The 22,254-nt window shown below is 57.3% G+C and carries 18 protein-coding genes and 1 riboswitch; all 18 genes read left to right on the top strand.

All coding sequences use genetic code 11. The features are described 5' to 3' along the window. Positions 1–14 precede the first annotated feature (14 nt). Positions 15–1,085 carry a phospho-N-acetylmuramoyl-pentapeptide-transferase gene (gene mraY, locus FGU71_RS01730; protein ID WP_142786971.1) on the top strand — a complete coding sequence of 357 codons (1,071 nt, stop codon included), beginning with the start codon at positions 15–17 and terminating at the stop codon, positions 1,083–1,085. A 10-nt stretch (positions 1,086–1,095) separates the two neighbouring features. Next, a complete protein-coding gene (gene murD, locus FGU71_RS01725) occupies positions 1,096–2,484 on the top strand; it encodes a UDP-N-acetylmuramoyl-L-alanine--D-glutamate ligase (RefSeq protein ID WP_142786970.1) in 1,389 nt (462 codons plus the stop codon). After that, positions 2,481–3,725 (top strand): FtsW/RodA/SpoVE family cell cycle protein, encoded by a 1,245-nt coding sequence (locus tag FGU71_RS01720; RefSeq protein ID WP_142786969.1) that lies wholly within the window; start codon positions 2,481–2,483, stop codon positions 3,723–3,725. Before murD ends, FGU71_RS01720 begins: the two co-directional genes overlap by 4 nt. Beyond that, entirely contained in the window at positions 3,722–4,957 is a 1,236-nt protein-coding gene (murG, locus tag FGU71_RS01715; protein WP_142786968.1) for an undecaprenyldiphospho-muramoylpentapeptide beta-N-acetylglucosaminyltransferase, read from the top strand. The genes FGU71_RS01720 and murG overlap by 4 nt, the downstream gene beginning before the upstream one ends. Continuing rightward, positions 4,954–6,378 carry a UDP-N-acetylmuramate--L-alanine ligase gene (gene murC, locus FGU71_RS01710; RefSeq protein ID WP_142786967.1) on the top strand — a complete coding sequence of 475 codons (1,425 nt, stop codon included), beginning with the start codon at positions 4,954–4,956 and terminating at the stop codon, positions 6,376–6,378. The genes murG and murC overlap by 4 nt, the downstream gene beginning before the upstream one ends. Then, positions 6,375–7,349 carry a UDP-N-acetylmuramate dehydrogenase gene (murB, locus tag FGU71_RS01705; protein WP_142786966.1) on the top strand — a complete coding sequence of 325 codons (975 nt, stop codon included), beginning with the start codon at positions 6,375–6,377 and terminating at the stop codon, positions 7,347–7,349. Before murC ends, murB begins: the two co-directional genes overlap by 4 nt. Beyond that, positions 7,346–8,317 carry a D-alanine--D-alanine ligase gene (locus tag FGU71_RS01700; RefSeq protein WP_142786965.1) on the top strand — a complete coding sequence of 324 codons (972 nt, stop codon included), beginning with the start codon at positions 7,346–7,348 and terminating at the stop codon, positions 8,315–8,317. The genes murB and FGU71_RS01700 overlap by 4 nt, the downstream gene beginning before the upstream one ends. Continuing rightward, positions 8,310–9,221 carry a cell division protein FtsQ/DivIB gene (locus FGU71_RS01695; protein ID WP_142786964.1) on the top strand — a complete coding sequence of 304 codons (912 nt, stop codon included), beginning with the start codon at positions 8,310–8,312 and terminating at the stop codon, positions 9,219–9,221. The genes FGU71_RS01700 and FGU71_RS01695 overlap by 8 nt, the downstream gene beginning before the upstream one ends. Beyond that, on the top strand, positions 9,218–10,549 hold the full coding sequence (ftsA, locus tag FGU71_RS01690; protein ID WP_234035594.1) for a cell division protein FtsA: 1,332 nt from the start codon (positions 9,218–9,220) through the stop codon (positions 10,547–10,549). The genes FGU71_RS01695 and ftsA overlap by 4 nt, the downstream gene beginning before the upstream one ends. Positions 10,550–10,729: 180 nt before the next feature. Further along, on the top strand, positions 10,730–12,526 hold the full coding sequence (gene ftsZ, locus FGU71_RS01685) for a cell division protein FtsZ (RefSeq protein ID WP_142786963.1): 1,797 nt from the start codon (positions 10,730–10,732) through the stop codon (positions 12,524–12,526). A gap of 134 nt (positions 12,527–12,660) precedes the next feature. Further along, positions 12,661–14,187 carry a tetratricopeptide repeat protein gene (locus FGU71_RS01680; protein WP_234035593.1) on the top strand — a complete coding sequence of 509 codons (1,527 nt, stop codon included), beginning with the start codon at positions 12,661–12,663 and terminating at the stop codon, positions 14,185–14,187. Positions 14,188–14,331: 144 nt separating this feature from the next. Further along, a complete protein-coding gene (locus FGU71_RS01675) occupies positions 14,332–14,838 on the top strand; it encodes a type III secretion system chaperone family protein (RefSeq protein WP_142786962.1) in 507 nt (168 codons plus the stop codon). Positions 14,839–14,881: 43 nt separating this feature from the next. Beyond that, positions 14,882–15,694 (top strand): pyrroline-5-carboxylate reductase family protein, encoded by an 813-nt coding sequence (locus FGU71_RS01670; RefSeq protein ID WP_142786961.1) that lies wholly within the window; start codon positions 14,882–14,884, stop codon positions 15,692–15,694. 111 nt (positions 15,695–15,805) lie between these two features. Further along, positions 15,806–16,555, top strand: a complete 750-nt coding sequence (locus FGU71_RS01665) for a Bax inhibitor-1/YccA family protein (protein WP_142786960.1) — start codon at positions 15,806–15,808, stop codon at positions 16,553–16,555. Positions 16,556–16,740: 185 nt separating this feature from the next. Continuing rightward, positions 16,741–17,682, top strand: a complete 942-nt coding sequence (locus FGU71_RS01655; RefSeq protein ID WP_234035592.1) for a hypothetical protein — start codon at positions 16,741–16,743, stop codon at positions 17,680–17,682. Positions 17,683–17,698: 16 nt separating this feature from the next. Further along, a riboswitch (cobalamin riboswitch) is annotated at positions 17,699–17,887 on the top strand. A 118-nt stretch (positions 17,888–18,005) separates the two neighbouring features. Next, a complete protein-coding gene (locus tag FGU71_RS01650; RefSeq protein WP_142786958.1) occupies positions 18,006–19,979 on the top strand; it encodes a TonB-dependent receptor plug domain-containing protein in 1,974 nt (657 codons plus the stop codon). Between the two features lie 40 nt (positions 19,980–20,019). Next, a complete protein-coding gene (gene obgE, locus FGU71_RS01645; protein WP_142786957.1) occupies positions 20,020–21,078 on the top strand; it encodes a GTPase ObgE in 1,059 nt (352 codons plus the stop codon). Positions 21,079–21,116: 38 nt separating this feature from the next. Next, positions 21,117–22,250, top strand: coding sequence for a glutamate 5-kinase (gene proB, locus FGU71_RS01640; protein WP_142786956.1), 1,134 nt, complete (start codon positions 21,117–21,119; stop codon positions 22,248–22,250). The last annotated feature ends 4 nt before the right edge of the window (positions 22,251–22,254 follow it).

Raw genomic sequence — 22,254 nt, 5'->3', positions numbered from 1 at the left:
GGCAAGGGGTCTGAATGCTCTATTTACTCGCGGAATGGCTTGGATTTGAAGGCGCGCTGAATCTTGTGCGGTATCAAACGTTCCGTTTCGGAGCGACGTTGATGACGGCGCTGGTTCTGGGCCTGATTATCGGTCCGCGTTTTATCAATATGCTCCGCGTGCGTCAGGGCAAAGGGCAGCCAATCCGGGCCGATGGTCCGCAAAGCCATCTGGCCAAGGTGGGGACGCCGACAATGGGCGGCCTGATGATCCTGGTTTCGCTGATCTTGTCGCTGCTGTTGTGGATGGATTTGAACAGCCCGCTGGTTTGGGCATGTTTGGCTGTGACAATCGGTTTCGGCCTGATCGGGTTCATGGACGATTATGACAAAGTCACCAAAAACAGCCACGCTGGCCTCTCGGGCAAAATCAGGTTGCTTGCTGAATTCGTGGTTGCAGGGGTCGCATCGTATCTTATCGTAAGCCAGATCAGCACCAATTTGTATGTGCCGTTCTTCTCCAATGTAGAGATACCGCTGGGACCGTTTTATTACCTGTTTGCGGGCTTTGTGATCGTTGGCGCGGGCAATGCTGTGAATTTGACCGATGGGCTGGATGGACTGGCGATTATGCCAGTGATTATCGCGGCGGGTACGTTTGCGATCATCGCCTATCTCGTTGGCCGGACCGATTTTAGCGAATATCTTGGCATTCCTTACGTAGAGGGAGCAGGAGAGCTTGCGATTTTCTGCGCGGCAATCATGGGAGCGGGGCTCGCCTTCCTATGGTTCAACGCGCCGCCAGCGGCGGTATTTATGGGCGATACCGGTTCGCTGGCATTGGGCGGGGCATTGGGCGCAATCGCCGTTGCCAGCCATCACGAAGTCGTGCTCGCTATCGTCGGCGGCCTTTTTGTGCTTGAGGCGGTTTCGGTTATTATTCAGGTGTTCTGGTTCAAACGGACCGGCAAGCGCGTGTTTCGCATGGCGCCGATCCACCACCATTTCGAACAATTGGGCTGGAGCGAAAGCAAGGTTGTGATCCGATTCTGGATCATCTCCATCATTCTTGCGCTCGTGGGCCTTGCCACATTGAAGCTGAGGTAAGGGCGAACGCGTGATCACTTCTGCTGTCTTTTCCGGAAAACGCTATGCCGTCCTCGGCCTCGCGCGCTCCGGTGCGGCGACGGTAGAGGCCTTGCTTGCCAGCGGAGCCGAAGTAACCGCGTGGGACCGTCAGGATGTCGCGCGGGAACCGTTTGAGGGGCGCTGCACCATGGCTGACCCGCTCGAAATGGATTTGAGCGGATTTGCCGGCGTGGTCGTGTCTCCCGGCGTTCCGCTGAATACGCACCCTATCAAACCGCATGCGGAAAAATTCGGCGTGCCTGTTATTGGCGACATTGAATTGTTCGCACTCGCGCGCGGCGAGCTGGACGATCACAAGGTTATTGGCATTACCGGTACGAACGGGAAATCGACGACAACAGCCTTGCTGCACCATATTCTGGAAATGGCCGGTCTGCCTGCGGTAATGGGAGGCAATATTGGTGAGCCTATCCTGTCTCGCGAACCGCTCTCTCCGAATGATCACGGCGCCGGCGTCTATGTTCTGGAGCTGTCGAGCTATCAGATTGATCTGACCTTCAATCTTGATTGCGATGCAGCGGCGCTCACCAATATCACCCCTGATCACCTTGATCGATATTCGGGCTTCGCCGCCTACGCGTCCTCAAAAGCGCGGCTGTTTGCCATGCAGTCGCCGCAACGCTTTGCTGTGTTCGGATCGCTTCACGAGCCTGCGGGTGCGATCATGCGTGCTGAGCAGGGGCGCAGACCAAATGGCCGCGCAGTTCCCGCCGATCTAGCCCGCTTTGCAGAAATGCAAAAAGACTGGCCCAGCCTGCAAGGGCCGCACAATCTGGAAAACGTGGCGGTCGCCGTTGCTCTGGCTGAAGAACTGGGCGTGACCGAGCCGCAATGGCGTCATGCTTTGCCAAGGTTCCGCAATCTGCCGCATAGGATGGAGCTGGTATGCGAAGAGGCTGGCGTCTTGTTTATCAATGATAGCAAGGCAACCAATCCCGCTTCCACGGCTCCGGCACTGGCCGCTTTTCCTCCTCAGGCCGATATTCGCAGCTATGCCCCGCGTGTCCACTGGATAGTCGGCGGATTGGCTAAAGAAGATGGTCTGGGCGAATGTGAAAAGATGCTCGGCAATATCGCGGCGGCCTATACCGTTGGCGAGGCCGGTCCGCGCTTTGCCGAACTGCTTGAGGGACGCGTTCCTAAAGTCGAGAGATGCGAGCTGGTCAGCGAAGCTGTCAGCCGGGCCCGCGAGGCTGCTGCGGCGGGCGATGTGGTCCTGTTTTCGCCAGCTTGCGCCAGTTTTGACCAATTCCGTGACTATGAAAAACGCGGCCAACATTTCCGGTCGCTGGTGGGTGTGATCGCTGAATTCGGCGACTGTACGCCCGCAGCTTTTGATACGGATATCGCACCATGAGCGCCCACGGAACCATGGCCTCGCCGCGCGGTGACCGGACTTTCCATGCACCGGTCCCTGCCAATCGCAAGCTCAGCGAGCATATGCGTATCTGGTGGCGTGAGATCGACAAATGGTTGCTGTGCATGATCCTGTTGCTGATGGCATTGGGGACGGTGGCGGTCGCCGCTGCTGCACCCGCCGCCTCGGAGCAATTGGCCCGGCGCGGCATCGAAGTCGGGGAATTCCATTATCTGCGCCAGCACATTATGTTCCAGATTATGGGCATCGGCGGAATGATCGGTGTTTCCTTTCTGGATCGGGAAACGGCTCGCAGGCTCGGGATACTGGCATTTATCGGGTTCTTGTTCTTGCTGTTTCTGGTGCCGATCATTGGCGCAGAGAAAAACGGGGCACGGCGCTGGCTCGAATTCGGCATGTCGATGCAGCCGTCCGAATTCCTGAAACCGGGCTTTGCAATCGTGTTGGCGTGGATCCTCAGCCTGAAACTGCGCGACCAGAATTTGCCTGTTCTAACTTTCGTAACGGCAATCATGGGGCTAATCGCTGTTTTGCTGATGCTGCAGCCCAACCTTGGCGCGACGATCCTGTTTGGCGGGGTTTGGTTTGTTTTGGTGCTGCTCGCCGGGGTTTCGATTCAACGCATCGCCGCGTTGATCGGTGCCGGGCTTGTCGCGCTGACTGCGGCGTATTTCCTGTATGACAATGCGCGTTATCGCATCGATTCTTTCCTCGGCGGAGGAACGGCATTTGATCAGGTCGATTTGGCGCAGCGCACCTTGCTGGCTGGCGGGTGGACCGGAAGCGGGCTCTGGCTTGGAATTCGCAAAATGAACCTGCCCGAACCGCACACAGATTATATCTTCTCTGTGATCGGTGAAGAATTCGGCCTGTTAATGTGCGGGCTAATCGTCCTGCTCTATCTTGCGATTATTGGTAAGGCGTTGATGCGGTTGGTCGATGAAGACAATCTGTTTGCGCTGCTTGCAGGGGCGGGCCTTGTTACCCAAATCGGGGGACAGGCATTCATCAACATTCTGGTGAATTTGCAGCTGTTCCCGTCAAAGGGGATGACTTTGCCGCTGATCAGTTACGGCGGATCGTCGACTTGGGCGGTTTGTTTTACAGTGGGGCTGTTGCTTGCAATCACCCGGCGCAATCCGTTTCTTGCGCGTGAAAGCTCCGGGCTGAAAGACCTATTGGATCGCCCGAAAACCGGGCAAAGGGAGGAAACCGCATGACCAGCGAAACCGTGCAACCGGTACAGACCGGAGCCAGCCGGCATTTCGTTCTTGCTGCAGGCGGAACAGGTGGTCATTTGATCCCCGCTTTTGCTCTCGCAACCGAGCTTGAGGCGCGCGGCCATCACGTCGCTTTGATTACCGATGAGCGCGGCGCCAATATACCTGGCAAACCTGATAGTCTGACCGCGCATGTCCTTCCGGCGGGACGGTTTGGAAAGAACCCGTTCAGCTGGATAAATGGCGCGCGCGCGGTGATGGAGGGGCGCAATATGGCCCTGCGTCTGTTTGAAAGTTTCGAACCGAGCGCGGTCATCGGCTTTGGCGGATATCCGGCCCTGCCTGCGCTGCTAGCGGCGACATCGGCCGACGTGCCGAGCATCGTTCACGAACAAAATGCCGTTTTGGGCCGGGTTAACCGATTGCTGGCGAGCCGGGTTGAAGCGATCGCGACATCGTATTCCAAGGTTGAGCGGCTAAAGCCCAAATTCAGATCCAAGACGCATCTGGTGGGGAACCCGGTGCGCGAGGATGTGCTGGCGCTGCGAGATGAGGAATTTCCGGCATTTACCGAAGACGGTTTGCTGCGGGTTCTGGTCACCGGCGGCAGCCAGGGGGCAAGCGTGCTTTCCGATGTAGTTCCCGACGGCCTTTCCATGCTGCCTGATGGTCTGCGCCAGCGTCTTCAGGTAACGCAGCAATGCCGCAGCGAAGATGTGGACCGCGTGCGTGAGCGGTATGCAAGCCACAACATCGCCGCTGAACTTGGTACATATTTCGAAGACATGCACGAACGGCTTGCAGATACGCATCTGTTCATTGGCCGGGCAGGGGCGTCGACGATTGCGGAGCTTACAGCTGTTGGCAGGCCCGGAATATTAATCCCGCTTCCCATTGCAACCGACGATCACCAGGCAGTGAATACCCGCGATGTTGTGAAAGCTGGCGGGGCGCGAATGATCCGGCAATCAAGCTTCACTCCAAAAGAGCTGGCCAAACAGATTCAGGCGATGGCCAAAAACCCATCAAGCCTCGCAAATGCAGCGCATGGCGCGTGGAATTGCGGCTATCCTGATGCGGCGAAAAATCTGGCCGATCTGGTAGAAAGCATGGCTGGCATTGATTTGATGGATGTCGTTCGCGTGGGAGAGACAAACCCGCGCGCGGCAAAAGTGGCAAATAAGACCCAGACAGCAACTCGCGACGCTTCGCAAAAGGACGTGGCCGCATGAAGGGCGTCGGCACAGATATTGGAACCATCCATTTTGTCGGTATCGGCGGCATCGGCATGTCCGGCATTGCCGAGGTCATGGCGAACCTTGGTTACACAGTTCAAGGCAGCGACATCAAAGAAAGCCCGGTCGTAGAGCGGCTTCGCTCGCGCGGCGTCAAAATCGCTATCGGCCATGAAGCTGACAACGTCGAAGGCGCTGCAGTGGTTGTCACATCCACCGCCGTTCGCCGCACCAATCCCGAAGTCGCCTTTGCGCTGGAAAACCGCATCCCTGTGGTGCGCCGCGCCGAAATGCTGGCGGAACTTATGCGCCTGAAATCAACCGTCGCAGTCGCAGGAACGCATGGCAAAACGACGACGACCAGCATGATCGCCGCGCTGCTGGATGCGGGCAATGTCGATCCAACGGTGATCAATGGCGGTATTATTGAGCAATACGGCTCCAATGCGCGGATGGGCGATAGCGATTGGATGGTGGTCGAAGCCGATGAAAGCGACGGCAGTTTCCTGAGGCTTGATGGTACGATCGCTGTCGTGACAAACATCGATCCGGAGCATCTGGATCACTACGGTGATTTTGATGGTGTGAAGAAGGCGTTCGTCGAGTTCATTCACAATGTTCCGTTTTACGGCGCGGCAATTCTGTGTGTTGATCATCCTGAGGTTCAGGCCGTCATCGGCAATGTGCGTGATCGCAAGGTTGTGACATACGGATTTTCGCTTCAGGCGGATATTTGCGGGGTCAATATTCGCCCGAATGAAGGCGGAAATACTTTTGATGTCATGGTGCGTCAGCGCGGCGAAGAAGATCGCCGGATCGAAGGTGTCCATCTACCCATGCCCGGGCGTCACAATGTCCAAAATGCGCTCGCCGCGATTGCCGTTGCGATTGAAATGGGCTGTGCCGACGATGTGATCAAAACCGGTTTCGGTAGTTTCAGCGGGGTTCGCCGCCGCTTTACCAATGTCGGTTCTATCGCAGTCAAAGGCGCAAAGGTGAGCGTGATCGATGATTATGCGCACCATCCGGTCGAAATCCGCGCTGTATTGGGTGCAGCGCGAGAGGCCGTCCCGAAAGGCCGCGTTATCGCTGTGGCCCAGCCGCACCGTTACACCCGGCTGCACGATCTCATGGATGACTTTCAATCCTGCTTTAACGATGCCGATATGGTGTATGTCACGCCGGTCTATGAAGCGGGCGAAGACCCGATCGAAGGCGCAGATGCGGCTGGATTGGTCGCTGGCCTGAAATCGCGTGGCCATCGTTCGGCAGCGGTGATCGGCGACGAAACCGAGCTTGCGCAGGTGCTGGCCGCAGAAATCGAAGCTGGCGATATCATTGTTTGCCTCGGCGCGGGGGATATCACGCGCTGGGCTGCTGGCCTTGCCCCTGCGATTGAATCATTGCGGGGTGCATGAGTGTGACGACACAACCTGACGATTGGCAAGGATGGGATGATGGGGCTGCCCCGGACTGCGCGATTGAAGGCGCTGCGTCCGCGCCCATTCCGCTGGATGGTATTCGCGGAGATCTGACCTGCAAGGCGCCCTTAGCAAAGCTCGTCTGGTTCAAAAGCGGCGGACCTGCCGATTGGCTGTTTGAACCCGCCGATCTGGCCGATCTTAAATTGTTCATGGCGCGGCTCGGCGGGGTCATGCCGGTTATGCCGCTGGGGCTAGGCTCCAATCTGATTATCCGCGATGGCGGTGTCCCCGGCGTGGTTGTCCGGCTGGGCAAACCGTTTGCGAAAGCCGATGTGACAGGGGAGACGGCGCTTATATGCGGCGGCGGGGCCAGCGGTATTCTGGTCGCTTCAAAGGCGCGCGACGCGGGTATCGCGGGGCTGGAATTTCTTCGCGGCATTCCCGGTACTGTTGGCGGATTTGTTCGGATGAATGGCGGGGCGTATGGGCGCGAAGTTGCCGATATCCTGATCGATTGTGACGTGATTATGCCCGATGGAGAGCTGGTCACATTGCCGGTCGCAGACCTGCAATACACATATCGCCATTCGGCACTGCCCGAAGGCGCAATTGTTGTTTCTGCACGATTTGAAGGAACGCCGGGTGATCCGGCCGATATTGGTGTTGAGATGGACCGGATCGCACAAGCACGCGAGGAATCGCAGCCTCTGCGAACCAAAACCGGCGGATCAACTTTCAAGAACCCCGAAGGCGGTAAAGCGTGGCAGCTGGTTGACGAGGCGGGGTGCCGCGGCTTTCAATTGGGCGGCGCGCAGGTTAGTGAAAAGCACACAAATTTCCTGATCAATACCGGCGATGCAACCAGCGCGGATATCGAGGCGTTAGGCGAAGAAGTGCGAGAGCGTGTCTACAAAAAATCAGGTGTAACGCTTGAATGGGAAATTCAGCGAGTGGGACGAGCATGACCAAACCCCTTCACATCGCAGTCCTGATGGGCGGCTGGGCGAATGAACGCGAAGTGTCGCTGATGAGCGGCGGCGGCGTTGCCGATGCGCTGGAAAGCAAGGGTTACCGCGTCACCGAAATCGATATGGGCCGCGACGTTGCGCAAAGGATTGCCGAGGCCGCGCCAGATGTTGTCTTTAACGCACTGCATGGCGTTCCGGGCGAAGACGGTACGGTTCAGGGTATGCTCGATCTGATGGGCATTCCCTATACCCATTCCGGCGTCGCCACGTCGGTGATAGCGATTGATAAACAGCTGACCAAACAGGCGCTTGTTCCCAATGGCATTCCAATGCCCGGCGGGCGTATTGTCCCCTCAGAGGAATTGTTCGAGCGCGATCCGCTGCCGCGGCCATATGTTCTCAAACCCGTAAACGAAGGTTCGTCTGTCGGTGTGGCGATCATTACCGAGGACAGCGATATCGGCAATCCCATCGCCCGCGGCGCCAAAGGCCCGTGGCAGGAATTTTCCGAATTGCTTGCCGAACCGTTTATCAAAGGGCGCGAATTGACCACTGCAGTGATCGACGGGCCATCTGGCCCGCGCGCTTTGGGCGTGACCGAACTGATCATCGATACCGGCTTTTACGATTACGAACACAAATATACCGAAGGCCGCACGCAGCATGTTTGCCCGGCAAATATCCCGCCTGAGATAGCAGCCCTTTGCGAGAATTACGCGATCCGTGCGCATACTTTGCTGGGCTGTCACGGGACCAGCCGGACGGACTACCGCTGGGATGATGAAGCGGGTGAGGAAGGTCTGTTTGTCCTTGAAACGAACACCCAGCCTGGAATGACTCCGTTAAGCCTGGTCCCTGAACAGGCTCGCCATGCTGGCATCGATTATCCCGAACTGTGCGAGATGATCGTGCTGGAAGCGCTGCGGGTCCACGATATGAAGAACAGAGAGGCCGGCAATGGCTAAAATCACCCGCTCAAGCGGCAAAGGGGTCCGGCGCGCGGCGAAATCACAGAGCCGCGCCGCAGGCGCGCGCCGCGCCAAGGCAAAGACCACGGGTATCGTTGACGGTGCAATGGGCCTGCTGCCATTCACAGAGGAACAATGGAGCCGTATCTGGCTGACGATTATCATCGGCGGGGCGCTGGCGCTCGCATGGTTTATCGCCAGCCTTGCCGGCGTGCCGGCATTGGCTCAGGCGCAGGTGGCCCAGATCGCTGCCGATGCAGGGTTCGAAGCGCGTCAGGTGCGTGTAACCGGCACACAGCGCATGGACGAAGGCGAAGTCTACGCGCTGGGTTTTGCACGGCGCGGTCAGGCAATGACGCAGGTCGATATCAAACAGCTGCGCGCGGATCTTATGGAACTTTCCTGGGTCGCGGACGCGCGCGTTTCTGTTCAACTGCCCGATACGCTGGCGATAGACATTGTTGAACGCAAACCGCACGCCGTTTTGGAAAAGCCCGACCGGCTTGTCCTGATCGATGCAGCAGGCCACGAGCTCGCGCCGATATCCAGCGAAAAGGCTAAGGATATGCTGCGCATTTCCGGCCCCGGATCGGCCAAGCAGGTTGGCAATCTGGACCGACTGCTGGCAGCTGCACCTGCGCTTCAGCCGCAGGTTTCCGGCGCAGAATGGGTGGGTAATCGCCGCTGGAATGTGACTTTTAAAACGGATCAGGTTCTCGCGCTTCCCGAAGGCGATGATGACGCTGCATCCGCTTTGGTCAAATTCGCCCGAATGGACGGGCAAAACCGGCTTTTAGGCGGTAAAGTGACCAGTTTCGATATGCGGGATCCGCCGCGCGTTTACATGCGCGTTCCGGGCCGGTCCGATAACGTTCAGTTGTTGGCCGGAAACGCACCGTGAGCGCGGCCGCGAAACCCAAAACAGTCGCGCCTCGTGCACGTCTTGCGAAGATATTCGGCGCGGTGAACATCGGGTCATTCCGAATTTCGGCCATGATAATGGGAGAAACCGAAACCGGTGATTTGATCGTGCTTGGATCGGGACACCGCGCCAGCCAAGGGATCAAGCGCGGCTATGTCACCGATATGAAAGCGGCGACGTATGCCATTCGCGATGCCGTGGAGCGGGCGGAGAAAAACGCAGGGCAAAGCGTCCAAAGCGTTTGGATCGCATGCGCTGGCGCCGGCCTGAAAAGCCGCGTCTCGAAAGTCGAAATTGAAATTGGCGGGCGGCGTATCGAAGAAGACGATGTGGAGCATTTGCTGGTCGCTGCGCGCGATATGATCCAGCCAGATGGCCGCACCGTCCTGCACGCACAGCCTGCGCATTACACTTTGGATGGTGCGCATGGGGTTGCCAATCCGCGCAATTTGCATGCGGAGCGGCTTGGTGTGGATGTCCATGTTATGTTGGCCGATGGCGCGCCGGTACGCAATTTGATGGAGGCGGTTCAAAGCGCTCATCTGGAAGTAGAAGGCGTGGTCGCCGCGCCTTTGGCAGCAGGATATGCCTGTCTTTCGCTGGAAGAACGCGAATTGGGCGTGGCTTTGGTTGAAATCGGATCAGATGTTACAAATGTTTCCGTTTTCGCTGGCGGGATGCTTTTGGGCCTGCGCGCGATCCCGATGGGATCAGGCGACATCACCGATGCCATCGCCAGCGCGTTCGGTATTCGGCGCTTTCAGGCAGAGCGTTTGAAATGCGTTTCGGGATCGGCGATCGCCAGTCCAACCGACCACCGCGAGATGATCCCGGTAAACGGCCCGAATGACGGATGGGATGAGGATGCAACAGGCCCGGTCGCCCGCGGTGCCGATGAGAAGAACCGGATCCCGCGCGCAGAGTTGGTCTCGGTTGTCACACAGCAACTTTCGCAACTGACGATAGCGATCAGCAAATCTCTGAAAGAAATGGGATTTTTCGGACCTAATGCGGGTCAGGTCGTTCTGACCGGCGGCGGGGCGGAGCTTGCCGGGCTTGCTGAATACACTCAGAGCGCGCTTGGTATGCCCGTGCGTATTGGCCGTGCGCCCTCGCTTACTGGTCTGCCGGAAGCGCACTCCACACCGGGGTTCGCAACGCTGGCCGGTCTATGCCTGTATGCCGCAGATGATCCCATCGATATTCGCGCGATTGGCGCGCGGCATCAGGAGGTCAATCGCAGCGGCGGCCTTGCCGGTACGATCGGTTTTGCAAGGCTGTTTCGGGCGATGAAAGAGTATTTCTGAACGAAGACGAGATGTTATCACGGCGATGCGTGGTGTATGAAAGTTAATAAGGCACTGTGGATAAGGATTTCTGCGGTATAACGGGCTTGTATCGTATGTGGCACAAGCACAAAGAGCAAAAAAGTGTGACCAGGCGGCAAATATAACAGGGGCGCCCCGTCTGCTTAGAGGAAGAGCAAAATGAGCATCAATATCGGACCGGCAGCAACTGATGACCTTCGTCCGCGGATTACCGTAGTCGGGATCGGCGGAGCAGGTGGCAATGCGATTGCCAATATGATCGCCTCTGAAATCGAAGGCGTCGAGTTCATTGTCGCAAATACCGATGCGCAGGCATTGAGCACGAGTCCGGCTGAAAAGCGGATCCAGCTTGGTCCCGATATCACGGGCGGTCTGGGTGCAGGCGCTCGTCCCGAAGTGGGTAAGGCCGCTGCTGAAGAAACCGTCGCAGAGATCGAGGAAGCGCTGGAAGGCGTGAATATGGTCTTCATCGCGGCAGGCATGGGCGGCGGCACGGGAACAGGTGCAGCGCCGGTCATTGCAGAGGCTGCGCGGCGCAAGGGTGTGCTGACCGTCGGCGTTGTTACCAAACCATTCCTCTTCGAAGGCACGCGCCGGATGCGGGCCGCCGATTCAGGGATCGCCGAACTTCAGGAATGCGTTGACACACTGATTGTCATTCCGAACCAGAATCTGTTCCTGATCGCCAAAGCAGAAACTACATTTAAAGAAGCGTTCGAGCTGGCGGATGAAGTTCTCCAGCAGGGTGTCCGCTCAATCACCGATCTGATGGTGATGCCCGGCCTGATCAATCTCGACTTTGCCGATGTTCGCTCTGTGATGAGTGAGATGGGTAAAGCCATGATGGGCACCGGCGAGGGCGAAGGCGAAACCCGTGCACTTGATGCCGCGGAACAGGCCATCGCCAACCCGCTGCTTGACGGTGTCAGTATGCAGGGTGCCAAAGGCGTGATCATATCGATCATCGGCGGCGAAGATATGAAGCTGCTCGAAGTGGACGAAGCGGCAAACCACATTCGTGAACTGGTAGACGAGGATGCCAATATCATTTGGGGTAGTGCGTTTAACCCCAACCTCGATGGGAAGATCCGCGTTTCTGTAGTTGCCACGGGTATTGAACCCACCTCTGCTGGTCGCGCGGATCAACGCACGCAAGTATCGCTGTCAAGCTCGCGCGCTCCGAAGCGCCCGGTCCTTGAACTTCCTGGTGAGAGCGAGGTCGCTGAAGAGGCGGGCGGTGATCTGACCGATGAAGAGCCGATGACCCTGACTGCGCCAGAGCTTCCTGATTTTGAAACCGAATCTGAGTCCGACGCGGAACCTGAATTCGAGCCTGCTAACGAAGCGGAACCGTTTGATCTCAGCGGTATGCAAGCAGGCGATGATATGGGTGAAGCTGAGGAAGACGATGATGTTGAAGGCATTGTCGATCCGCTTGCCGGGCTGCGCGGTGCAGATGATGAGCCTAATGATTCGTCCGATGCCGGTAACGCGGCACTCGCCGATCCGGCTGATGACAGCCATTTGGGTTCCGCTAGCCATAGTGGCTTCAAAAGCGGCGATACGGAAGAGCCACTGGATCTGACAGGTGAGTATGCCGCTGACGGCGATGAAGACAATATCTTCGGTGACGCTGATCGTCTGAGCGAAGAGGATAAGCCTGTTGAGGCGCGCCTAGGTGGAAGTCGGCGCAAGAGCCTTCTTGGAGGGTCTGCTGGCGCTGATGCCGATGGTGGGAAAAGCGAAGACGGCCCGAGCAGTGATAGCGGCTCTGCCTCGCAAGGCGGTTCTCCACCCGCCAAACCTGCCGCAGCATCAGGCGGGGGCAGTACGTTGTTTGAACGCATGGCCAACCTGTCCCGCACGGGATCGGATGAGAGCGATGATGACGATGACGACGATGATGCGCCCGCGCTCAGCATCCCGCGGTTCCTGGGACGTCAGAACAATCAGTAATATGGGCGCTTCGGCGCATCGCGAGATTTGAAAGCAGCGATCTTTCTCGGTTCGGCCTGATCACGGTGCTGTTCGCCCCGGGTTCAGGCTCAACGGGGTATTCGCGGCGCGAGTTTGGATTAGCTGACATTGCAATGATGATGCACATTTCAAATATGCTTCGCGCCGCTGCCCCCATCGCGATTGGTCTCTCGGCGCTGGCCGGTGCACCCCTTGCGGCGCAAGAATCGACCTCGCGCGAGGTGGTTCAGGCCCTGCCGTCAAAGGATGTTCAGCGCCTCAATCGAGCGTTGCTGCGTCTGGCAAAGCAGCCCGATAATGTCTCCGCATTGATCGAGGCGGGCGAGGCATCTTCCAATGCTGGCGATCTGGATGCGGCCATCGGGTTTTATGGCCGTGCCAATGATCTGGCGCCAAATGATGCGCGCATTAAATTGGGCATGGCCAATATCTATCTTCGGTCAGGCCGCCCGACTGAGGCACTGCCGCTATTTGCGGCTGCGCAAAGCGCGGGGGCAGACGCATCAGACCTTCTGAGCGACCGGGCGCTCGCGTTTGATATGCTTGGCGATACCGCCAGTGCGCAGGCCGCGCATTTGCGTGCTATAAGCCTCCAGCCCAAAGATACTGAGGCAAAGCGGCGGCTGGCCATCAGCTATGCGATTGCCGGGAACAGGGCCGGCTTTGAAGAAATCCTGCGTCCCCTGCTGGACCGCCGTGATTTTGCGTCCTTTCGTGCCCGCGCATTCGGATTGGCGATCATGGGTGAGCAAGACCGCGCTTCTGCGATTGTTGATGCGGTCATGCCGCGCGATCTTGCAGGGCGCATCAATCCTTACCTCGCATACATGCCGCGCCTCACAAAATCACAGCAAGCCGCAGCGGCCAATCTCGGGATTTTTCCCAAAGCGGCTGATATTGGCCGCGAGGACCCTCGTATTGCGGCCTATTCAAGCGGCGTCGCTAATAATGATGCGATGATCGCGCGCTCTGCGGGTTCAAAACTGGAGCCTGCTGGCGAGCCACTTGGAACGCCAACTGCGTCCCTCGCCAGTTCAGCGGATGCCGTCTCCACGCCCGTCTCCACGCCCGTTTCCGCGCCTGCGGAAAGAAAAGCGGCGCAATCTATGAATACGCCCGTTGCAGCGCCCGGGTTTGATCTGGCCAAGGCAGACACCTCCGCCGCAGCCAAACCCGTGGTAGCTCCTGCGCCAAAACCGGTGGTTCAAAAGGTTGTCCGAAAGGCCAACGTCGCAGATGCTTTCGCCGATCTGGGCGGTGTTGTATTGCCGGATACCGAGGCAAGCGGTGATGCGGTCGATCTGGCTATTATCGAGATTCCGCGCGAAGCCGCGCCCGAGCCAAAAGTCCAAGAACCGGAAAAACCCGATCACCCCAGCCGCATTTGGGTGCAGCTGGCGACCGGGCGTGATGTCTCGGCTCTTAAATTCGATTGGCGGCGGTTGAGTCGCAAATCGGCAGGCTTGCTTGATGATTTTGATCCGCATGTGACCCCTTGGGGACAAGCGAACCGGCTGCTTGCTGGACCGGTCAAATCGCTAAAGGAAGCGAGCGACCTCATCAATGCGCTGAAGGACAAGGGGATCGATACCTTTCGCTTCACCAGCCCTGAAGGCACTGAAATTAAATCAATAAAGTAACTGTTTGGGATCATCCCCGGCTTTCTGTGCACAAGGTTTGAACAGGCGAAATGGGTTCTCCCCAGCCGCCATCTGCCAGCGGATTGCCAAGCAAGGGGGCTTACAGGCATCTGTTTACATGATGTTAAAAAAGGCCCCTACTCAATGAGACCGCGCGAGCAGGAATTTGAAGCGCAGAATGACGCTCCGCCAGTCGATATGCTCGCCGCTTTGTTCGCAGCGCGCGGCTGGGATTGCGAGATCACGTCTGATGATGAGATGAGCGGCGAGGTACAGGGCAGTTGGGCCAAGTATCAATTGCGGGCGATTTGGCGCGAACAGGATAGCGTCCTACAATTCCTTTGCCTGCCCGATATTCGGGTTCAGGATGACAAAAAACAGCGAGCATACGAGCTGTTAAGTCTTGTGAATGAACAAATGTGGCTTGGCCATTTTGATATCTGGTCGAATGGTGATGTGCTGCTCTATCGCCACGGTGTGTTGCTGGGCGATGATCGAATGCTCAGCCTTACTCAGGCGCAATCTCTGGTCGAAAATGCAATTGACGAATGCGACCGTTTCTATCCGGCGTTCCAGTTTGTGCTTTGGGGGGATAAGAGCCCGCGAGACGCTTTAGATGCAGCAATGGTTGACGCGGCGGGGGAGGCATAACCACTTGGGGGCTTTCAAGGTTCATATTTAAAGGTGGTTTGCCATGTCGGGCATCAAACAACTTCTTATCATCGGCTGCGGAAATATGGGCGGCGCTATGCTGGCCGGATGGCTTGCGGCGGGTATCGATCCTGCACGGTTTGCGGTTCTTGATCCTGCGCTTGAGGCCGCGCCTGCTGGCGTGGCTTTGTATCGCAGTCCCGAAGAGGCCGCCGCAGCAGGCGGGCATGATGCGGTTATGCTGGGCTTCAAGCCTCAGCAGCTCGGCAAACTTGCACCTGGTTTACAGGCGATCACGGGAGGCGGTGTGGCGATTTATTCGCTGCTTGCCGGTCTTACTCTTGCGCAGCTTAAATCAGCATTCCCTGATGCTGCGGCGCATATCCGCGTGATGCCGAACCTCGCGTCGCGAATTAACAAATCTCCGATTATTCTTCTCGAAACCGGTCTGGATGCCGATGCGCGAGACGGCGTCTACGCGTTTTTCGATGCGCTCGGCACGGCGGTCTGGCTTGAAGCGGAGGAAAAGTTTGATCTGGTCACGGCGCTCGCCGGATCGGGTCCGGGTTTTGTCTATCGCTTTATCGATGCGCTTGCCGGGGCGGCAACGCAGCTGGGACTGGAAGCCAGCCAGGCCGAAGCCCTCGCCGTGGCGATGGTCGATGGCGCATCTTCGCTGGCGGCGGGCGAAACAATTTCTGCCGGAGAGCTGGCTGATCGGGTCGCCAGTCCCGGCGGTATGACGCGCGAAGGCATGAATGTTCTGGACGCGAACAGCGCGTTGCACAATCTGTTGGTCGAAACATTACAGGCGACCGCAGAAAAAGGCAGCGAGCTGTCGCGCGGTAACGGTTAATCCGCATCAACACTCTCATTCCGGTTTCGCTTGAAATTACGCCGGAAAACACCGATATTGCTGACAACTGGTGCGTATTGTCGCACCTATTTTGGAGACAAGGTATCCATTATGTCTGATTGGAATGAAACACAGCGCACCGGTTTTGGCTCGGTGCCACGCGCCGGCGGAGATGTCGCTGGCGTTGCTTACGATCAGGGCCTGCGCAAGCACATGCTCTCGATCTACAACTATATGGCGTCCGGCGTCCTGTGGACCGGCATTGTCGCGATCCTGTTTTCCTGGGGCGGAATGGAATCGCCGGCGGCTTCGCTCGCACTAAATGGCGGCATCCTGTTCTGGGCTGTTAAACTGGCTCCTTTGGCCTTTATCCTCGCCATGAGCTTTGGTTTGCACAAGATGAGCCAGACGACACTTCAGATCGTGTTCTGGTCCTTTGCGACTGTCATGGGTCTGTCTTTGTCGACGATTTTCCTCGTTTACACGGGTGAATCAATCGCGGTGACATTCTTCGCAACAGCAGGCGCTTTCGCCGGTCTTTCGCTGTTCGGTTACACGACGAAGAAAGACATGTCTGGCTTTGGCAGCTTCCTGATCATGGGTGTGATTGGCCTGATCATCGCCAGCGTGATCAACATCTTCCTGCAGTCCGAAGCCATGGCTTTTGTCATCAGCGGGATCGGTGTTCTGGTTTTTGCTGCGCTGACTGCATACGATACACAGCGCCTCAAGAGAGAATATCAGCACGTTCGCGGAACAGACTTTGCTGGCAAAGCGGTGATCATGGGTGCAACCAGCCTGTATCTCGATTTCGTCAACATGTTCATGTTTCTGCTTCAGTTTCTTGGCAGCCGCGAATAATCTCGCGTTGCTAACATGATCGGAACCGGTGTTTTTCGATCAAACTGGTGAAATCTACGATGCCCGGTGCCTTTCATTAGGTGCCGGGCATTTGCTTTGCTGTCCGAGGGGACTAACACTCGGTGCTTCATTTGCGAGTAAGGCGGGCTCTGGCATTGTCAGGGTAGCCAAAAGAGAGAGACAGAATGAGCAAAGCGGTTCGTGAAAACGCCAATCCTATCGGCCTTAAAATCACTTCTATCGCGGTTGCGATTGGACTGCTTGGTGCCTGCGCGACGCCCCCTCCGCCACCTCCGCCTCCGCCTCCGCCTCCGCCTCCTGCGGCAAAGATCATTCCGCTCCGGCCTCTGCCACCGGGCGGTGCATCCTATGTGATGAACATTCCTGGCAAAGATCTGCTGGGCCGCCGGATGACCGTCAATCGCGGGCTCTCCGACGATGAAAAAGTGTGGCATTTCCGGTCTGCATGGAATGTTGCTGCGCTGAATTGCACAGCCGCGCGGTTCCAACCTGTCCTCGATGCGTACAGCGTCTACATCAAAGATCACGCAACCGCGCTCATGAGCGTAAACCGCCGGATTGATCGTAAATATCGCAACGAAATGGGCGCCCGGCGGGCCGGAATTATCGAACGCGAAGGCAAAATGACCAGCGTGTACAATTTCTTCGCTCTGCCGCCTGCACGCAGCGGGCTTTGCGCAGCGGCGCTCGATATATCAAACCGGGCTCTGGCGGCTCCGCCCGCCGATCCGATTGCTTTTGCTATGGATAATTTCGAACTCCTCCTTGATCCTTTTTCTACGTTCTTTGACGAATATGAGGAATATCAGCGGCTTTCGGCACGCTGGGATCAAGAATACGGCGCTGAATACGGAGCATCGCAGCCCGGCTGGGTAGCCGTGCAGCGCGCGCTTGCAGACGGTATCGCAGTCCCAACCGTGGGCGAAAATCCGGCGGCGACATTGGCGACGCCAGCCGCGGCGGGTAGCACGGTCGTAGATAGCGCGACCGGAGCAGAAGTGCCTGTCATACCGGTTCAGGACGGATTCGTTTCGCAGCCTGTGGTCGAACCGATCCCGACCGAGGCAGCGCAAGATCCAGCGCCTGCACCGCGCGGCTTGCGATAAGCCATATTCGAGCGTAATCACGCGCCATCACTTCGGTAACGGGAATGCGGTTCGATTCCGCAGCTGTCCCTGCAACTGTAAGCGGTGAGCGATTGTTTCGCGCGGCCTTGATAGAGGGCGCAGCCACTGAGGGTAACCTTGGGAAGGTGAGATTCGACCGCGTCGATCCGTGAGCCAGGAGACCGACCGGAGCGAGTCGCTTGTTGCCCCTCTCAGGGATTGGAGAGGCGCGAAAAATACTTTCGTTTCGAGCGACGATAGATGGCCGTGCGGGACAATCCCGTGCGGTCAATACTGTTGCTCGTTCGGAAGGGATTACACCTGTGAGACTTGAATTACGAATTGGCGCTGCGATTGCGGCGCTTGGCTTTGCTGTGCCGGCCATTGCGCAAGATAATGCGGTGCAAAACACTCAAAATGACAGTGCCGGGGACACGGGTGAAGAGCCGGTCCTGCTCCATTCGAACCGCAAGGAATTGCTGGTTGTGGCCAGCCGATCGGAGAATCTGGCGATTGATGATTACACAGGGTCCGTGCAGCGTTTGTCTGCGGCTCAGCTTGAACAGCGCCAGACGCGCGACATCGCCGATATCCTGCGCGATGTGCCGGGCGTCGCCGTCAGTTCCGTCGCAGGGCAGACCCAAATCCGCCTGCGCGGTTCAGAGGCAAACCATGTCCTTGTTTTGGTGGACGGAATCGAAGTGTCTGATCCGTTTGCAGGCGAATTTGATATTGGCACATTGCAGGCAGAAATCGGAGCGGGCGTAGATGTACTTCGCGGTCAGCAGTCCGCGCTTTACGGGGCAGATGCGATTGGCGGCGTCGTTGCCTATCAAAGCGCAAGCGGCGCAGATCTGAACGGATTTGGCGGGCGCGTCGAAGCAGGAACCAACAATACGGTGAATGGATCTGCGCGGATCGGGATCGGTGATTATTACGGCGATCTGGCGGTCAATGCGACCATCGTGAGCACCGATGGGGAGCCAAATGCGAGAGGCGGAAACCGCAACCTTGCGCGCGACAGTTACACTGTTTCGGCCAAGGGATCCGTTCGCCCGGCCGAAAACTTTCAACTGCGCGCCGCGACCCGTTTCATTCGGACCGAAGGCGGATTCAACAATTCAGACTTTGATACCCAAAGCCCTACATTCGGACTGATTATCGATACACCTGACGCCGAGTTTGAAAACGAGGCAATTTATGTCCTCGCCGGAGCGAATTTGAGCACGTTTGACGGCGATTGGACGCATGATTTATCGGCCCAGATCGCGGATATCAATCGAGACACCTTTGGCGCTTTTGGTCGCAGCAGCGGAAGCGAGGGTGACCGGTTCAAGGCGTCTTATGTAAGCGCGGCGCAGCTCGGCTTTGCAGACCAGAAACACTATCTCACCCTTGCTGCGGATTGGGAACGCGAAGGGTTCCGCAATGACGATCCGTTCGGAACTGCATTTTCCGAGCGGCGCGTGATCGAGAATATCGGTCTTGCAGGCGAATACCGTTTTGAAGGCTATGATATTGATCTGTCCGCAGCGGTCCGCCACGATATCAACGACAGGTTCGCCGATGAAACGACCTTCCGCGTGGGGGCCGGGTATCAGGTGACAGATACCACTCGAATTCGTGCGAGCGCAGGCTCCGGCATCAAGAACCCCGGATTTTTCGAATTGTTCGGATTCTTTGATGGCCAGTTTATCGGCAATGAAGATTTGCAACCTGAAAAATCCACCGGCTGGGAAGTGGGTGTTGATCAATCCCTCGCCCGGGGTGATGCGGTGGTTTCTCTCGTCTATTTCGATAATGATCTGGAGAATGAGATATTTACGATATTTCCTGCCCCAGATTTCATTGCCACACCCGCCAATAGACAAACCATTAGCACTCGGCGCGGGGTAGAGGTCTCGGTCAATGCCATGCTGGGCGGGGGTTTCTCTTTTGATGCAGCCTACAGCTATTTGGACGCGCAGGAAGGCGGCGTGAAAGAAGTGCGCCGCCCCGATCACATCGCCAGCGCCGCCTTAAATTGGACTGCATCGGATGATTCCGCCTCTGTAACGCTGGTAATACGGCACAATGGCGAAACCGAAGATCTGGCCTTCACCGATCCCAGCTTTGTGCCGGTGCGCGAGACCCTCGACGATTTCACGCTTGTGAACATATCCGGAGAGATGCGAGTGAAAGAGGGGGTCAGCCTGTTCGGAAGGGCTGAAAACCTGCTGAACCGGACATATGAGCAAGTGTTCAGCTTCGTTTCGCCAGGCCGGAATGTGACAGTCGGAATTCGCGCAACGTTCTAATCCGCTCGCAATTTGGTGAGGAAATGCATAGGTGCACCTTATGCATTTCCTCGACCAAGCCAAAATCTATCTTAAATCGGGTGCCGGAGGGCCGGGAGCGGTCAGTTTCCGGCGCGAGAAGTACGTCGAATATGGCGGCCCAGACGGCGGTAATGGGGGCAAAGGCGGCGATATCATCTTTGAAGCCGTTCAAGGCCTCAACACGCTTATCGATTTCCGGTATTCCCAGCATTTTAAGGCCAAGCGCGGCAATCACGGACAGGGCAAGGATCGCACTGGTGCGGCGGCTCCTGATCTTGTGATCAAAGTGCCGGTCGGCACCCAAATCTTGTCGGAAGATAAAGAAGAAGTGCTCGCGGATTTTACCGAGATCGGGCAGCGGATCACCTTTCTTGAAGGCGGGATGGGAGGACGCGGCAATGCGTCCTACAAATCTTCCACAAACCGCGCTCCGCGCCAGCACCAGCCGGGCACACCTAGCGAGGAAATGTGGGTCTGGCTGCGGCTAAAACTGCTGGCCGACGTTGGCTTGCTCGGATTGCCCAATGCGGGAAAATCGACATTCATCAACGCCGTATCCAATGCAGGGGCAAAGGTTGGTCATTATGCCTTCACGACTTTGGTCCCGAAACTGGGCGTTGTGCATCACAAGGGCCGCGAATTTGTGCTGGCGGATATTCCGGGCCTGATCGAAGGCGCAGCCGATGGTGCAGGCATTGGTGACAGGTTCCTCGGCCATATCGAGCGCTGCCGGGTTTTGATCCATTTGATTGATATCGCTGGCGATGACCCGGCACAGGCAATGCAGGTCGTTCAGGATGAACTTGCAGCCTATGGTGCGGGTCTGGAAGACAAACCGCAATTGATTGTGCTGAACAAGCTGGATCTGGCCGATAAAGAACTGTCGGAGGCTTTTGCCGCCGAACTGCGCGACGCGGGCGCCGAAAGAGTTTTTTCCGTGTCAGGCGCCACAGGTGAGGGTATCGGGGAACTTATGGATGCGGTTCTTGGTTATTTACCTGACCGAACATCGACCGAAACGAAAACCGTCGAAGTTGAAGACGAATCTGAGGCGGATGCCGATTGGTCGCCAATCTGAATTCAGTCCGCCGCCGCGCGGACCATTAAGGTAGCTGCATGTCTGTCGAGAATCTCCTCGATTTCCGTGATGTTGAAAAATGCCCCCGGCTTGTAATCAAGATCGGGTCGGCATTGTTGATTCACCCCGATGGTGAGCCGCGTTTTGAATGGCTCCGCACCGTGGCGCACGAAATCTCCGGAGCGCGTGAACGCGGGCAGGAGATCATCGTGGTGGCGTCTGGATCGGTCGCGCTTGGTGCCTCTATGCTGGAATTGCCTGATGGAGGGCGCGGGACACTTGCCCATGCACAGGCCGCCGCATCCGTTGGCCAGGTGTTCTTGGCGTCCACCTGGGCGCAGCTGCTGGCTGAGTATAACCTTAAAGCCGGACAAATGCTGCTGACTTTGGATGATCTGGAAGGGCGCAGCCGGTATCTCAATGCGCGCAATACCCTGCGCGAATTGCTGGAACGCGGTGCCATTCCGATCATCAACGAAAATGATACGATCGCGACCAACGAAATCCGGTTTGGCGACAATGATCGTCTCGCAGCGCGCGTGGCGCAGGTCGCAGGTGCCAACGGTATCTTGCTGCTGACCGATGTTGACGGCCTGTATGACAAACACCCGGAAGAACCCGATGCACAAATGCTTTCAGAGGTCCGGGGCGTAACCGAAGAAATCCACGATATGGCAACCGGCGGGTCTGGGTCCGGGATTGGTTCGGGCGGGATGACGTCCAAATTGCTCGCCGCAGAAATTGCCGAGCGGGCGGGCATCGCGCTTGCGATCATCAAGGGCAAGGACGATTATCCGATCGGCCGCGCCATCAGCGCGGATACGGGTACCTTGTTCTTGCCGAAACGCGACGATAATGCGTTCAAGAACTGGATCGGCGGGCGGCTGCGTTTCAGCGGATCAATCCGCATTGATGATGGCGCGCTCAAGGCGCTGCAAAACGGCAAGAGTCTGCTCGCCGCCGGAATAACGGGCGTTTTCGGAGACTTTGAACGCGGCGATGTCATCGCGATCGAAGATGCCCAGGGTCGGATGATCGCCAAAGGCATGATCGAATATGACAAGGAAGACTGCGTCAAAATAAGAGGGCTGCGCAGCGATCAGGTCGCTCGCCGGCTTGGCCATGTCCCACGCTCTGCGGTGATCCACCGCGACCAGATGGTTATGTTGTAAGACC

Origin of the sequence: Erythrobacter insulae (assembly GCF_007004095.1) — a bacterium.
Classification (GTDB): Bacteria; Pseudomonadota; Alphaproteobacteria; order Sphingomonadales; family Sphingomonadaceae; genus Erythrobacter; species Erythrobacter insulae.
Note: the sequence above shows the minus strand (reverse complement) of the source record. Positions and strands in the feature narration are given on the sequence as shown.

Coding starts and splice junctions, on each gene's coding strand:
- mraY (WP_142786971.1), top strand. CDS start 15: ATGCTCTATTTACTCGCGGAATGGCTTGGATTTGAAGGCGCGCTGAAT.
- FGU71_RS01720 (WP_142786969.1), top strand. CDS start 2,481: ATGAGCGCCCACGGAACCATGGCCTCGCCGCGCGGTGACCGGACTTTC.
- murG (WP_142786968.1), top strand. CDS start 3,722: ATGACCAGCGAAACCGTGCAACCGGTACAGACCGGAGCCAGCCGGCAT.
- murC (WP_142786967.1), top strand. CDS start 4,954: ATGAAGGGCGTCGGCACAGATATTGGAACCATCCATTTTGTCGGTATC.
- murB (WP_142786966.1), top strand. CDS start 6,375: ATGAGTGTGACGACACAACCTGACGATTGGCAAGGATGGGATGATGGG.
- FGU71_RS01700 (WP_142786965.1), top strand. CDS start 7,346: ATGACCAAACCCCTTCACATCGCAGTCCTGATGGGCGGCTGGGCGAAT.
- FGU71_RS01695 (WP_142786964.1), top strand. CDS start 8,310: ATGGCTAAAATCACCCGCTCAAGCGGCAAAGGGGTCCGGCGCGCGGCG.
- ftsZ (WP_142786963.1), top strand. CDS start 10,730: ATGAGCATCAATATCGGACCGGCAGCAACTGATGACCTTCGTCCGCGG.
- FGU71_RS01680 (WP_234035593.1), top strand. CDS start 12,661: ATGATGATGCACATTTCAAATATGCTTCGCGCCGCTGCCCCCATCGCG.
- FGU71_RS01675 (WP_142786962.1), top strand. CDS start 14,332: ATGAGACCGCGCGAGCAGGAATTTGAAGCGCAGAATGACGCTCCGCCA.
- FGU71_RS01670 (WP_142786961.1), top strand. CDS start 14,882: ATGTCGGGCATCAAACAACTTCTTATCATCGGCTGCGGAAATATGGGC.
- FGU71_RS01665 (WP_142786960.1), top strand. CDS start 15,806: ATGTCTGATTGGAATGAAACACAGCGCACCGGTTTTGGCTCGGTGCCA.
- FGU71_RS01655 (WP_234035592.1), top strand. CDS start 16,741: ATGAGCAAAGCGGTTCGTGAAAACGCCAATCCTATCGGCCTTAAAATC.
- obgE (WP_142786957.1), top strand. CDS start 20,020: ATGCATTTCCTCGACCAAGCCAAAATCTATCTTAAATCGGGTGCCGGA.
- proB (WP_142786956.1), top strand. CDS start 21,117: ATGTCTGTCGAGAATCTCCTCGATTTCCGTGATGTTGAAAAATGCCCC.